The sequence below is a fragment of the Staphylococcus casei genome, assembly GCF_030294405.1.
GTDB classification, from domain to species: Bacteria; Bacillota; Bacilli; order Staphylococcales; family Staphylococcaceae; genus Staphylococcus; species Staphylococcus succinus.
Genome location: NZ_CP125718.1, coordinates 890342 through 904633, shown reverse-complemented (window position 1 = coordinate 904633; position 14292 = coordinate 890342). Strand labels below are relative to the sequence as shown.

At 34.8% G+C, this 14292-nt stretch carries 18 protein-coding genes and 1 riboswitch; of the genes, 1 reads left to right on the top strand and 17 read right to left on the bottom strand.

Translation table 11 applies throughout. The features are described 5' to 3' along the window. Window positions 1–22: 22 nt before the first annotated feature. The 6 genes from thiE to QMO72_RS04165 all read right to left on the bottom strand — a co-directional run bounded on the left by thiE (window position 23) and on the right by QMO72_RS04165 (window position 4836). A complete protein-coding gene (thiE, locus tag QMO72_RS04190) occupies window positions 23–661 on the bottom strand; it encodes a thiamine phosphate synthase (protein ID WP_103266267.1) in 639 nt (212 codons plus the stop codon). A 3-nt stretch (window positions 662–664) separates the two neighbouring features. Continuing rightward, on the bottom strand, window positions 665–1456 hold the full coding sequence (gene thiM / locus QMO72_RS04185; protein ID WP_103266266.1) for a hydroxyethylthiazole kinase: 792 nt from the start codon (window positions 1454–1456) through the stop codon (window positions 665–667). Beyond that, entirely contained in the window at window positions 1446–2267 is an 822-nt protein-coding gene (thiD, locus tag QMO72_RS04180; RefSeq protein ID WP_103266265.1) for a bifunctional hydroxymethylpyrimidine kinase/phosphomethylpyrimidine kinase, read from the bottom strand. Before thiD ends, thiM begins: the two co-directional genes overlap by 11 nt. Next, complete coding sequence (gene tenA, locus QMO72_RS04175; RefSeq protein WP_103266264.1) at window positions 2260–2949, bottom strand: thiaminase II; 690 nt, start codon at window positions 2947–2949, stop codon at window positions 2260–2262. Before tenA ends, thiD begins: the two co-directional genes overlap by 8 nt. 79 nt (window positions 2950–3028) lie before the next feature. Then, window positions 3029–3127: riboswitch (TPP riboswitch) on the bottom strand. A 144-nt stretch (window positions 3128–3271) separates the two neighbouring features. Then, window positions 3272–3940, bottom strand: coding sequence for a transglycosylase family protein (locus QMO72_RS04170; RefSeq protein ID WP_069823753.1), 669 nt, complete (start codon window positions 3938–3940; stop codon window positions 3272–3274). A 476-nt stretch (window positions 3941–4416) separates the two neighbouring features. After that, on the bottom strand, window positions 4417–4836 hold the full coding sequence (locus tag QMO72_RS04165) for a single-stranded DNA-binding protein (RefSeq protein WP_103266263.1): 420 nt from the start codon (window positions 4834–4836) through the stop codon (window positions 4417–4419). 189 nt (window positions 4837–5025) lie between these two features. Between QMO72_RS04165 and QMO72_RS04160 the strand changes: the two genes are divergently transcribed. Further along, entirely contained in the window at window positions 5026–5469 is a 444-nt protein-coding gene (locus QMO72_RS04160) for a YwpF-like family protein (protein ID WP_069823676.1), read from the top strand. Window positions 5470–5527: 58 nt separating this feature from the next. On the opposite strand, the gene fabZ is transcribed toward QMO72_RS04160, so the two are convergent. From fabZ to atpB, 11 genes are all read right to left on the bottom strand, one after another. Next, a complete protein-coding gene (gene fabZ / locus QMO72_RS04155) occupies window positions 5528–5965 on the bottom strand; it encodes a 3-hydroxyacyl-ACP dehydratase FabZ (RefSeq protein WP_069823675.1) in 438 nt (145 codons plus the stop codon). A gap of 57 nt (window positions 5966–6022) precedes the next feature. After that, on the bottom strand, window positions 6023–7288 hold the full coding sequence (murA, locus tag QMO72_RS04150) for a UDP-N-acetylglucosamine 1-carboxyvinyltransferase (RefSeq protein ID WP_069823674.1): 1266 nt from the start codon (window positions 7286–7288) through the stop codon (window positions 6023–6025). 101 nt (window positions 7289–7389) lie between these two features. Further along, window positions 7390–7623: a DUF1146 family protein gene (locus QMO72_RS04145; protein ID WP_069823673.1), complete on the bottom strand. Its 234-nt coding sequence runs from the start codon at window positions 7621–7623 to the stop codon at window positions 7390–7392. A 228-nt stretch (window positions 7624–7851) separates the two neighbouring features. Further along, window positions 7852–8256, bottom strand: coding sequence for a F0F1 ATP synthase subunit epsilon (locus QMO72_RS04140; RefSeq protein WP_103266262.1), 405 nt, complete (start codon window positions 8254–8256; stop codon window positions 7852–7854). 19 nt (window positions 8257–8275) lie between these two features. Beyond that, a complete protein-coding gene (gene atpD / locus QMO72_RS04135; protein WP_046837799.1) occupies window positions 8276–9688 on the bottom strand; it encodes a F0F1 ATP synthase subunit beta in 1413 nt (470 codons plus the stop codon). Between the two features lie 21 nt (window positions 9689–9709). Then, complete coding sequence (gene atpG, locus QMO72_RS04130) at window positions 9710–10576, bottom strand: ATP synthase F1 subunit gamma (protein ID WP_069823671.1); 867 nt, start codon at window positions 10574–10576, stop codon at window positions 9710–9712. Between the two features lie 30 nt (window positions 10577–10606). Further along, complete coding sequence (atpA, locus tag QMO72_RS04125; protein WP_103266261.1) at window positions 10607–12118, bottom strand: F0F1 ATP synthase subunit alpha; 1512 nt, start codon at window positions 12116–12118, stop codon at window positions 10607–10609. Between the two features lie 21 nt (window positions 12119–12139). Further along, the gene (locus QMO72_RS04120; protein ID WP_103266260.1) at window positions 12140–12679 is read right to left on the bottom strand and encodes a F0F1 ATP synthase subunit delta; all 540 of its coding nucleotides are present in this window, start codon (window positions 12677–12679) and stop codon (window positions 12140–12142) included. Continuing rightward, entirely contained in the window at window positions 12679–13206 is a 528-nt protein-coding gene (locus QMO72_RS04115; RefSeq protein WP_046837803.1) for a F0F1 ATP synthase subunit B, read from the bottom strand. Before QMO72_RS04115 ends, QMO72_RS04120 begins: the two co-directional genes overlap by 1 nt. Window positions 13207–13304: 98 nt before the next feature. After that, on the bottom strand, window positions 13305–13517 hold the full coding sequence (atpE, locus tag QMO72_RS04110) for a F0F1 ATP synthase subunit C (protein WP_002510315.1): 213 nt from the start codon (window positions 13515–13517) through the stop codon (window positions 13305–13307). A 41-nt stretch (window positions 13518–13558) separates the two neighbouring features. Next, window positions 13559–14281, bottom strand: a complete 723-nt coding sequence (atpB, locus tag QMO72_RS04105) for a F0F1 ATP synthase subunit A (RefSeq protein WP_046837804.1) — start codon at window positions 14279–14281, stop codon at window positions 13559–13561. Window positions 14282–14292 lie beyond the last annotated feature (11 nt).

Sequence of the window (14292 nt, the reverse complement as noted above, 5' to 3'; positions counted from 1 at the left end):
CAAAAAAAGAAAATATTATACTTTATTCGACAGTTTGTAAAAATTGTTGCACCGTTTGTTCAACATGTTCACTTTTAGCAATTGCCGATATTAGAGAAAGACCATCTGCACCTGCGTATATGACGTCGCTTGCATTCTCTAAACTAATACCGCCAATCGCAACAATCGGGAAGTTATCTATATAGTTTCTTAATTGAGGTATCATTTCTGGCCCTACTGGCGCGTTTGCATCTCCTTTAGATGTCGTGGCATACATTGGACCTACACCAATGTAATCAACGTATGTTAAATCAGAACGATTATATTCTTCAATATCACTCACACTAAGTCCGATTATTTTGTCATTAAATTGTTTAGCAAATGTACTTACATCCAGATCATCCTGCCCTACATGTATTCCATCAGCATTAATTTCTTCAGCTAGCGCTACATCATCATTAACTATAAATGGAACTTGATAACGATGACACAACGCACATAACTGTCTCGCCAATTTGACTTTCGCTTGTCCTTTTAGTGCTGTCGTCCCTTTTTCTCTAAATTGAAACATTGTAATACCAGCCTCTAGTGCTTTAGTCAATATCTCTTTAATAGAACTATTTTCAGGTACATCTTGAGTACCGCAAATGAAGTAGACTTTTAAGTACTGTTTGTTAAACATGTATTACACCTCTTGTATACGACGATAAGCTAAATAATCATCGAATGAAATATGATAAAGTGCATTAAGTAATTCAATCATAAAAGTGCCAGGGCCTTTATGATGAGCCACTGCTTCTGCTTGTTCAGCAGCGATATTATATAGTGCTACTGCTTCTACTATCGCTTCTCTTGCTTGATCTTTTTGAGAGGGTAAGAAACTAGCTAACACGCCGCCTAATAAACAGCCAGCCCCCGTGACTTTAGTAAGCATTGGAGAACCATTTGTAATTTTTATAATTTGGTTATCTTGTATAATGACATCTTCTTTACCCGTAACGACTATGGCTGTTTTTAAATGCTCATGTGCCATTTTCGCAATTTCAACAGAATTTAATGTCACATCACCATCTGTCCCTTTCATAGTTGTATCATTGTTTACTAAGGTTAAAATTTCAGATGCATTACCTTTAATTATCGCAATATCGACTTCTTGTAAAAAACGATGACAAAATGCTTTGCGATATTGTGAAGCGCCTACTGCAACTGGGTCGAAAACCACGGGAGTACCCACTTTATTCGCAGTCTTTGCAATAGTCATAATGTCTGCTTCTTTCGCTTTTGTGAGTGTGCCGATATTTATTAATAATGCATGCGCTGCATTTAACATATCGGTAGCCTCTTCTGGTGCTTCACTCATTGCAGGACTCGCACCTAAACTTAATAAACCATTTGCAGTAAAATTTTTAACTACATCATTAGTATAGCAAATCACTAACGGCTGATTAGCTCTTAGTATTTCTAAATTATTCGTCATCTAAACCGACCTCTTTCATATACGCAAAATGGTTTACTGGCCCTCTTCCTTGACCAATTTCAGGAGTATATTTAATACTTAATGAGATAAATTGTTTAGCTTTGTTTACAGCATCATACACCGATTTACCTTTAGCTAACTCAGCAGTAATCACTGCTGAAAATGTGCAACCAGTACCATGCGTATGTTGTGTTTCATAACGCGGTGACTCAAACGTGAATACATCTTCTTTGGTAAATAAATAATCTTTTGCTGTATCAAGGTTTTCTGAATGACCACCTTTAATGACCACACCTTTACTACCAATATCGTTAATAAATATATTCCCAGCCTTATAAATTGAAGCTTCATCCGTTATCTTCAATCCTGTAATCTCTTCAGCTTCCGGTAAGTTTGGCGTAGCAACTTTTGCATAAGGTAATAAAATATTTTGTAAGTCTGATTTGGCATCATCATCCATTAAAGCATCACCACTTTTAGCTAACATCACTGGATCTATTACATATGGAATGTCAGGATATTTTTTTAAATATAATTGAATTAATTCCATCATTTCTTTAGATGCAATCATACCCGTTTTTAAAGCTTGAGGTAATTCATCATCATATACGCTTTCAAGTTGTTCAGACAACCAGCTTGTTTCCAGATTGTGAATGTGTTGGACACCTTTTGTATTTTGGGCCACAATACTTGTAATCGCTGCCATACCGTAGACACCACAAGCATGAAATGACTTTAAGTCTGCCATTACGCCAGCACCTCCAGTTGGATCTGTTCCAGCGATAGTTAATGCAATTTTAGGTTTATTCATTATTATCTCCTCCATAAGACCAAACTTCTTCAGTAACTGACATATTAAAGAAATTACGTTCATGTACTGTACTCTGTAAAAAACAGTCTTTAATCGCATGTTTTTCTTGATTAGTACAATTTTGAGTTAACTTATCCATTAAATTATCAAAAACATGTACAAGTTCATCCATTTCTGTACTGTAAAAGACAAACCATTCTTTCAATAATGCATCGTTATTAAGCAATTCATCTTGCAAAGCTTGTTTAGCAATGACTTGATAGACATACGGACAAGGTGCCATTGCTGCAATTGTATATGCCGCATTTTCTTTTGCATAAGCATTAAAATACATATGTTTTATATAATGATCACCACTTGGCGGCCATACTTTCTCTTTTACAATTTCATTATAAGGCTCGTTAACAAAATCAGCTAATATTTCATGTGCTTCTACTTCCCCATCTACAATAAACTGAATTTGTTCCACTAAAAATTGGACATCTTCCAATTCCTGCATTTTTGGTATAAGTAACGCATAAATATTTGCAAATTCTTTTAAATATGAGGCATCTGCCCTTAGGTAATACTTAATTACAGCTTTAGATAAATTACCTTTTAGCATACCCTGGATGAACGGATCTTTATAAATAGCTTCTATGATTGGTTGTGACGCTTGTTTTAACTCACTTGAAAATAACACTGTTAGTCCTCCTGATAATAAAAAAACTACAAACCCAAGTAGGGATGTAGTTAATCGATAGGAAAATTAAGTAATTAAACTATGAATTAAACTACTTTCCTACGTTGGTATTAACCAAATCAGGTTGTAAGGGTCTGAATAAATTCATCTCAGCACAAAGGCTCCCCTAGTAGTAATTTTATAAATTTTATATTTATTTAAACATAACAAAATGTATTAAATAATGCAAAAAAATGCGTTTCATACAAAAAAGCATCTCTATCGCTATAATAGAGATGCTTGCTTTAATATTAAAACATTGATTCAAAGATACTACTTGAAATTATGCAGTAACCCATTGTGATGCACCAGCTGAGTTGTATAAATCTACTGCTGCTTGGTCTTGTACTGATTCTGGTGCTTCAGTTGGTGATACACCTTTATATTCTGCAGGTGCTACTGAATCCCATGTACTTTGTAAGAATTGGTATTTACCTGCTGCACCTGATGAAGGGTTTACAGCTTTAAGGTCGCCACCTGATTCACGTTGAGCGATTTGTTGTAAATGAGCGTTAACATTTACTGATGATCCTTCAGAAGCTTCATTTGATGATTCACTTGAAGTTTGAGCTGAAGTTGACTCTTGTTGTGGTTGTTGCGTTTGTTCAGTTTGTGGTGCCGCTTCTTGTTGTGGTTGTTCTGTTTGTTGAGCTTGTTCACTGTTATCTGCAGATTGTTCTACTGAACCATTAACATCTCCACCATAGCTCCAGCTAAAGTTTTGACCGTCTGATTCAAAGTGATAATCAACACCATTTAAATTAAAATTATAGTTATATGAACCTTCTTGAACAGGAGATTCATTTAATTGACTTGAATTTGATTGCGCTAGTTGTGCTAACTGCGCTTTATCGATACCTTGTTCTGAAGCATCTGCTGTATTTCCTGCTGATGCTGCTCCTGTAACTCCTAGACCTACTGCTAATGTTGATGCAATAATTGTTTTTTTCATTTCCAAAAAGTCCTCCTATAAGGTAATTAGTTTTATGATTAATTTGCTAGTTACAACTATAACATTCAAAAATATGTAGTAGGTTACAGAGACATAAAAAAAACAAGAGTTTTTTTACATGAAAATTACATGGTAAATGTGTATATTTTTATCAAACTTATAATTTAAACTTCATCATAATGCCATTTAAATACTAAATTAGCGCATCACATCGTGTAATAAATTTGTAATTTATCAGATTATTCAGTCTAATAATGTTGCTTTTTCAGTATGCTTAGCATTTTTACAACTATATTTTCACTTTTTCCTCAAGCAACATCAATAGAGTTACCAAGGAAGTGTTGCATTCAATAAAATAGCTATCTCTCTTATTTGTATTTTAAGAGAGATAGCCAGAAAGAAGTATAATTGATAGTAGGATTTGATGTATATTAATTTGGATGGATTATATTTGGGATAGTTATAATGTGGGAGTATTATACAGTTTCATATATATCGGTTTCTTGTACAGTTATTTCATCTAATGACTCATGGTTGGGTTCTAGTTGGAATGGCTCAAATACCGCTTCTGTTTCAACTTTTGATTGTGGAGACATAAATTTGATAGTTTCAATATAAATTTCTGATACAAAGTGCGTCTGTCCTTCTTTTGTAAATTTACGTGATTGCATTTGTCCTGTAATACCTACCAGTGAACCTTGATTAATATATTTTTCAATATTACTGGCTATCTTTCCAAATGCTTTACAGTATAAATAGTCACAAATTGTATTTTGATGCTTATCTTTATAGTTTCTAGTAACTGCTACACAAAATGTAGCTAATTTACTGCCCTCCTTTTCAAATATTTTTGGAGCTTTCGTAAGTCGTCCTACAACGACGATATTATTTATCATGTGTCACCTCCTTCATATTCTAATCATATTTAATTTTGATTTTAGAGTCAAAATACACTTTCAACTTTTTCAAAAGTAAAATCTCACAGTTTTCTACAATTATTTCCTTTCTGTTTTAAAACTACGTTATAATGATTATATAAATAAAGGAATTGTAGAATTTAAATTTACTAATTGGATGTGAAGACGATGAAAACATTTAAAGCCGTTCGATTTCAAATCGTATCAGAAAGTGGTGGAGTGACTGAATACGAATTAGATGATGGGGTCATTATAAATAAAGAAAATAGTGGCACTGGCTGGTTACTTGAAATCGTCATTTCAGACTTCCATTATGAAACTATGAAGCAATACATGGAAGATGAGACTTTACTTGATATACGTGTAGTTATTACACGTCCAGCGAATGATCCAGCGCTCTTTGATGCAACAATAAAAAATATTAGTCGCCTTGAACATTCAATTTCTGTAGTTTTTGAATGTCATATTTATACGCTTAGACAAGTATATGCTGAAAGTTTATTAGAACAGTTGATAGACGAAGGCCTAACTGGAGAAGACTTAAAAAAATCATTTAATCGAATGATGCAATCTAAACCAAGGCTCAAGGATGAAAGAGTTGAAAGAAATTAACATAAAAAAGCCTTAAAGATTTGTTAATACTATCAAATCTTTAAGGCTTTTTTATTTATTATTTATCTTGCAACGCAAACGTTAGCTCACAGCTACAAGCAAGTTGACCATCTACAGTAGCTTTCGCATTACCTTTACCGATAGGTCCTCTCATCTTAGTAATCTCAACTTCTAATACTAATGTATCTCCAGGCGTTACCTGTCTCTTGAATCTACATTTATCGATGCCTGCAAACAAAGCAAGTTTCCCTTTATTGGCTTCATCATTTAACATAGCTACTGCACCAGTTTGTGCCAAAGCTTCAGTAATGAGAACACCAGGCATTACTGCATATTCAGGGAAGTGACCTTGGAAAAATGGTTCATTACCAGATACCTGTTTAATTGCTACACAGCGTTTACCTTCTTCATATTCAACGACTCTATCTATTAATAGAAATGGCTGTCTATGTGGTATGATTTCTTTTATTTGGTTATAGTCAAAAATTGTTTCCATTTTTGCTTCCTCCAACTCTTTATTCTATGATGCTTATAATTAAATACTAACATAGTATTAGTCTTGAGTACGTTTAATATCTGCACCTAAAGCTTTTAATTTGCCATGTAAGTCCACATAGCCTCTGTCTAAATGTATAAGTTCAGTTACTTGAGTCGTTCCATCGGCTACTAGACCAGCTAATATTAATGCCGCAGCTGCACGTAAATCTGTTGCTTTGACTTGAGCACCTTGAAGTTCACTTTTTCCTTCTATCTTAGCACTTCTGCCTTCTACTGTTATTTGGGCATTCATACGTTGGAATTCAGCAACGTGCATGAATCTATTTTCAAATACCGTTTCAGTTACAACTTTGTGACCATCTGCTGTTAATAATAATGCCATCATTTGAGATTGCATATCTGTTGGGAACCCAGGATGTGGCAATGTTTTAATATCTACCGGTTTTAGTGGACCATCTACACTAACTCGAATCGAGTCACCTTGATATTCTAAATTAACGCCCATCTCTTCTAGTTTATAAACTAAGCTTGTCATATGCTCTTTAATCGCACCGTGTACAACGATGTCTCCACGTGTGATAGCACCAGCAATAAGTAATGTACCTGCTTCAATTCTGTCAGGAATAATTGAATGTTCAACACCATGTAACTTTTCAACACCATGAATTGTAATAGTATCCGTACCTGCACCTACTACATTACCACCCATTTCATTGATATAATTCGCTAAATCAACAATTTCAGGCTCACGTGCTACATTTTCTAAGACTGTTTTACCTTCAGCTAAAGAAGCAGCCATTATAATATTTTGTGTAGCTCCTACGCTTGGAAAATCTAAATGAATTGTTGTTCCTTTCAAGCCATCTTTGGTGCTAGCATAAATAAAACCGCCGTCCATATGGATGTCTGCACCTAGCTCTTCAAACCCTTTAATATGTTGTTCGATAGGTCTTGAACCAATAGCACAGCCACCTGGAAGTGCTACTTTTGCATGGCCAAGACGAGCTAGAAGTGGCCCCATAACTAAAATACTTGCTCTCATTTTACTCACGTATTCATATGGTGCTTCTTCATTTAATTGCTTTGTAGCGTCAACAGTTACTGATTCTTCTTCTTTATTATAAGAAACATCGGCGTTTAACGTCGATATCACATTGTTTATCGTTTCGACATCACTTAGTGCCGGTACATTCTTAAGTTTACTCACACCTTCAGATGCTAAAAGTGAAGCAGTTAGTACGGGTAAAACAGCATTCTTTGCGCCTGACACCTTAACTTCGCCTGTTAATCTATTTCCACCATTAATTTCTATCTTATCCATCTTAAATCCTCCACTTAACTACTTTTAAAATTACGTTTTTTAATTTCTTGTTACTTCCAAATCATTATATCTATAATCTCAAAAAAGATACAGTAATTGAATTATTGCGCCAAATATTTTATTTGAGTTGAAAATTGTAATAAATCAACAATAAAGTTGCTAACAGCTGTTCCTAATAAAATCGCTAAAAATATCATACATATTTGTACTTGCAGAGGATATCCCTTTTTAAAAAATTGATCTAATCTCACAGCATTAAGTGCCCAATAAGCAAGACAAATACAAATAACATGCAATATGAGATGAACAATTGAAAATTGTCCCATATATTCCATAAGTCCTGCACCTCGCTATTCACTAATTATTTATTTTACATGAAATATGAGCCAAAAGATACTGAAGCCCCAAATTATATGGCATGCTCTATTATACTTTATTATAAGATATTTTTCCCATTATCCTGTGCTTTATTCATCAATTACTAAAAAATAATATTTTAAATTATTAAGATGAGACATAAAAAAATTGAAGTTCCTATTTTAAGGAACTTCAATTTTGTAAGTCTATTGTAAGTTAGCAACACGAATACGGTTATTTGCACGTTCTAATGCACGTTTGGCTCTATTAATGTCACTATCATCTTCATCATTATTCAAATGAGATTCTGCTCTAGTTTTAGCCAATTTTGCTCTAGCCACATCTATTTCTTCAGCAGGTTCTGCAGTTTGTACAATAATGGATAACTTATCTTGTCTAACCTCAACAAAACCTTCACTCACTGCAATATATTCTGAACCGCCGTCAAAATTAATTTTGGCATAGCCAATTTCAAGCGCTGCAACTGTAGGAATATGTCCATACATGACACCAATGTCTCCAGCAGTAGTTTGTAATACTGCAAGATTAACATCATCTCGGTCGTAAACAGAACCATTAGGAGTGACAATATTTAGGCTTAATGTGTTCATTATCCATACCTCCTAATTTTTAAACTTCAACACCCATATCTTTAGCTTTTGCAATTACGTCATCCATACCACCAACAAGTCGGAAGGCGTCTTCAGGGATATGATCGTATTTACCTTCTAAGATTGCTTTGAAGTCTTCTACAGTTTTCTTAACTGGTACATATGAACCTTTTTGACCAGTAAATTGTTCAGCTACGTGGAAGTTTTGAGATAAGAAGAACTGAATACGACGCGCACGTTCAACAGTTTGTTTGTCTTCTTCAGATAATTCATCCATACCTAATATAGCGATGATATCTTGTAATTCTCTATACTTCTGTAATGTAGATTGTACGTTACGTGCGATTTCATAGTGCTCTTGGCCAACAATCGTTGGTTCAAGCGCTCTTGACGTTGATGCTAATGGATCAACAGCTGGATAAATACCCATTTCTGTTAATTTACGCTCTAAGTTTGTTGTAGCATCTAAATGCGCAAATGCAGTCGCTGGTGCTGGGTCTGTATAGTCATCCGCAGGTACGAAAACTGCTTGAATAGAAGTTACCGATCCTTTGTTTGTTGATGTAATACGTTCTTGTAATTGACCCATTTCTGTTGCTAATGTTGGCTGATAACCAACCGCAGAAGGCATGCGACCTAACAATGCTGATACTTCAGAACCAGCTTGCGTGAATCTGAAGATATTATCAATAAATAGTAAAACATCTTTTCCTTCTTCATCACGGAAGTATTCTGCCATAGTTAAACCAGACAAAGCTACACGCATACGCGCACCAGGTGGCTCATTCATTTGACCAAATACCATTGCTGTTTTCTTAATAACACCACTTTCACTCATTTCAAAGTACAAGTCATTACCCTCACGTGTACGTTCACCTACACCAGCAAATACTGATATACCACCATGCTCTTGAGCAATGTTATTAATTAATTCTTGGATTAAAACTGTTTTACCAACACCGGCACCACCGAATAATCCGATTTTACCACCTTTAATATAAGGTGCGAGTAAATCAACAACTTTAATTCCTGTTTCTAAAATTTCAACTTTTGTAGATAATTGATCAAATGCAGGTGCTTCTCTGTGAATTGGATCACGACGAGCTGAATCATCAATTTTTTCATCTAAATCAATCGTTTCGCCTAATACGTTGAACACTCTACCTAAAGTAGCATCTCCAACTGGAACACTAATACTTTGCCCACTGTCTCTTACTTCCGTACCACGTTTTACACCATCAGTCGAATCCATAGCTATCGTACGGACTACATCATCGCCAAGTTGTAACGCTACTTCTAATGTTAAAGCAATAGTTTCATTATCTTTTTCAACATTAAGTACTAAGGCATTGTTAATTTCTGGAACTTCATTGTGTTCAAAACGAACATCAATTACTGGACCCATAACTTGTGTTACACGGCCTAATCCCATGCTGTTTTCCTCCTTTAATAGTTATTCAAGTGCAGCCGAACCACCAACAATTTCTGTGATTTGTTGTGTAATTGCTGCTTGTCTAGCTCTATTATATTCTAATGATAAATCATCAATAAGTTCTGTCGCATTGTCAGATGCATTTTTCATTGCAGTCATTCGTGTTGCATGTTCACTCGCTTTTGCATCTAGAATTGTACCGTATATTAAGCTTTCTACATATTGTGGTAAAATAACGCTTAATATCGATTCCTTATCTGGTTCAAATTCATAAGAAGACATTTGGCCATGTCCTAAACTTGAATCTTCTGGAGATAATGGAAGTACAGTTTTCATTGACGGCTTATGTTCTAATACACTTACGAAATGACTGAAATAGATTTTTACTTCATCTACATCTTCATCACTGTATAAATCAATTGCTTTTTTAGCAATTGCTTGTACTTCTTTAAATGAAGGTTGATCAGGAACTTCTGTTAATGATTCACGAATTTCATAACCTTTGTTTTTAAGGAAATCAACACCTGTTTGTCCTAATACTAAGATAGTGTATTCATCTTTACTTGCATGCTTACTTTCTATATCTTTTACTAGGTGTTTTAATACATTTGCATTATACGCTCCTGCTAATCCCTTATCACTCGTAATAACCAGATAGCCACTCTTCTTCACTTCACGTTGTTTTAACATTGGGTGGTGTGAATTTTTATCTGCACCAGCAACAGCAGTTATTGCATCTTGCATTTTTTCCATATAAGGTCTAAATTGCTTAGTATTTTTTTCAGCACGACGCAATTTGGAACTAGATACCATGTTCATTGCTTTCGTGATTTGTTTCATTTTTTGGGTTGATTTTATACGTGTATCAATCTCTTTTAGAGATGCCATTATCTCACCACCTTTTATTTACTTTAACGATTATGCTTCTGTTCTACTAAAACTTTTTTTGAATTCAGTAATAGCTTTTTCAAATGCATCGTCCTTCGGTAATCCACCTGAAGTTTTAATTTCTTCTAATAACTCTGAAGCATTAGATTTAGCCCATTGATTTAATTCATCTTCAAAACGAGTAATATCTACAACAGGAATGTCATCTAAATAACCTTTAGTTAAAGCATAGATAATTAATACTTGGTTTTCTACAGGTAGTGGTTTGTTTTGATCTTGTTTTAACACTTCAACCGTACGTTTACCACGTTCTAATTTTTGAGCTGTAAATTCATCTAAGTCAGAACCAAATTGAGCAAATGATTCTAACTCACGGTAGGACGCTAAGTCTAAACGTAACGTACCCGCAACTTTTTTCATTGCTTTAATTTGTGCAGAACCACCTACACGTGATACTGATTGTCCAGCATTGATTGCTGGTCTGACACCAGAGAAGAACAAGTCAGATTGTAAGAAGATTTGTCCATCAGTAATTGAAATTACATTTGTAGGGACATATGACGAAATATCTCCTGCCTGTGTTTCAATAATTGGTAATGCAGTAATTGAACCGCCACCAAGCTCATCATTGAGTTTCGCAGCTCTTTCTAATAATCTACTATGTATGTAGAATACATCACCAGGATAAGCTTCACGGCCTGGAGGTCTACGTAATAATAGTGATAGTTCACGATAAGCTGATGCTTGTTTTGTTAAGTCATCATAAACAACTAACACATGCTTACCATTAAACATAAATTCTTCACCCATAGTAACACCAGCATAAGGTGCAATATATAACATAGGTGCTGGGTCTGCAGCTGACGCTGAAACTATAATTGTATAATCAAGTGCGCCTTCTTGGCGTAATTTTTCGACGTTTGCACGTACAGTTGAATCTTTTTGTCCGATTGCAACGTAGATACAAATTGTACCTTGATCTTTTTGATTTAAGATTGTATCGATAGCGACAGTCGTTTTACCTGTTTGACGATCACCAATAATTAATTCACGTTGTCCACGTCCAATAGGTACAAGTGCATCAATCGCTTTAATACCTGTTTGTAATGGTTCATCTACTGATTTACGGTCCATTACACCAGTTGCTTTTTTCTCAACTGGACGTGACTTAGTAGTGTTAACTGGTCCTTGACCATCAATTGGTTGACCTAGTGGGTTCACAACTCTTCCAATTAACTCGTCACCGACAGGAACTTCCATAATACGTCCAGTACGTTTTACTTCGTCCCCTTCTTTAATATCAGTGTAAGGTCCTAAAATAACAACACCAACATTCGATTCTTCTAAATTTTGTGCTAAACCTAGAACGCCGCTTTTAAATTCTACGAGCTCTCCAGCCATAACATCATTTAATCCGTGGATTAAAGCTATACCATCACCAATTTGTAGAACTGTGCCTACATCAGTAACAGTAGTTTCTGACTCATAATTTTCGATTTGTGAGCGAAGTAATGCACTGATTTCTTCAGCTTTAATGGCCATCTATGTCACTCCTTCAATTTTTTATTTCACTCTAATAAATTGCTTCTCTAATTGAGCAAGATCTTTTTGAATGCTTGCATCCATTACTTTTGTGCCGACTTTAATTCGAACGCCACCAATAAGCTCTGGATTAATTTTATTTGTAATCATAACTTTAGTAAGATTTGTACGTGATTTAATTAGTGATTCCATGCGTGATAAATCTTCTTCAGATAATTCATACACGGATTCAACTACTGCCTCATCTTGATTATGATGTTGATTATACATAGCTACAAAAGCGATATATATATCATGAATATATGAAAGATGACGATTGTTAGCAAGTATCGTTAACATGTTTTGTAAGTATTGATTGGCATGACCAAAAACAACAGCTACAAAACGACGACGTTGCTGAACATCTTTATGAGGATCTTCATCAAATGCTTTTAACTTTTTTGTCTCTGTTTGAACTGCTTCATTAATTGTTGAAAGTTCTTCGTACATTAAATCAAGATTATTATTATCTATAGCAGTGTCAAATAACGCCTTGGCATATTTTTTTGCTATGTTAGCCATTATTTATCGCCTGCCTCTTTAATGTACTTTTCAACTAATTCTTTTTGGTCTTTTTCTGAAATTTCTTTTTGTAATACTTTAGAAGCTATTAATACAGAAAGCTCAGAAACTTGATTGTTAATATCCGCAATAGCACGTTCTTTTTGGCTGTTAATTTCATTTTGTGCAGTTTCAACCATGCCATTTGCTCTAATATTTGCTTCATGAATAATTTCTTCATGTTGTTTGCGTGCTTGAATTTTAGAGTCTTCTAAAATCTTTTGAACCTCATCTTGCGTTTCTTTTAGTGTTTGTTTGTTTTGTTCTTCTAACTTTTGTGCATTTAGCTTAGCTTGTTCGGCATCATCAATATCTTTATTAATATCGCGTTCACGTTTATCCATTACTTCTTTTAATGGACCCCATGCGAATTTTTTCAATAAAGCCAGCAGGACTAGAAATGTTACAAATGTAACAAGTGCTGTCCCCCACTGAACACCTGAAACTTCAGCTGCACCAAGTACGAACATATTTGTCGTAGCAGTCACTTACATAGACACTCCTTTCATTCATTATAATCGTAATTCTATAGATAAAAACGAATGGCGAAAGCACATGATGGCTTCGCCTTTTACGAAAAATGTAATTACATGAACATTACGATGAATGAAATTACAAGACCAAGGATAGGTAATGCTTCAACTAAACCAATACCGATAAACATAATTGACATTAACTGTCCACGTGCTTCTGGTTGACGAGCGACACCTTCTACTGTTCTTGAAACGATAAGACCATTACCAATACCTGCTCCTAGTGCTGATAAACCGATTGCGATTGCTGCTGCGATTAAATTCATTTATTAAATCCTCCTAATTTTCTCTTTTGATTTTTTTATTTTTAATGGCTGTCCTGAACTTTATGGGACATATACACCATTGATAACATTATGAATATATAAGCCTGTATTGCGCCAATAAATATTGAGAATGCTTGCCAAATAACTAAACCTGGCAATCCTATAATCCAACCCCATGCTGGGAAGTTAAATATTAATCCAGCTAATAAGCCGAGTAATAACTCACCTGCAAAAATGTTACCGTATAAACGTAACCCTAACGTTAGGGTCGAAGTAAACTCTTCAAACACGTTAATCGGCATAAGGAATATAGGTTTTGTATAATTTCCAAAGTATTTCTTGGTGCTTTTCATCTTAAGTCCATAAAAATGTGTTAACAATATTATTAATGTAGACAATGTTAGCGTTACTGTTGCATCAGCAGTTGGTGATTTCCACCACAAGGTATGTCCTGAAACAATAGAGAATGGTAAACCAATCATATTACTAACAAATAGAAACAGTATCAAGGTCACTGCAAGGAAGTGGAATTGTCCACCTTTTGACCATGCCAAATTACTTTCTATAATGCCTCTTACAAAGTCAAATACCCATTCTATAAAGTTCTGTTTACCAGTTGGACGTTTCTTGAGGTTTCGTGTGCATATAATAGCTATGATAAAAACAATAACCGCTGAAATAATCAACATCATAATAGACGATAGATTAAACACGATGTCTATACCAAACACATTCCAACCGACTAGAGGGTGTTCATGTTGCATTCTTTCTCACC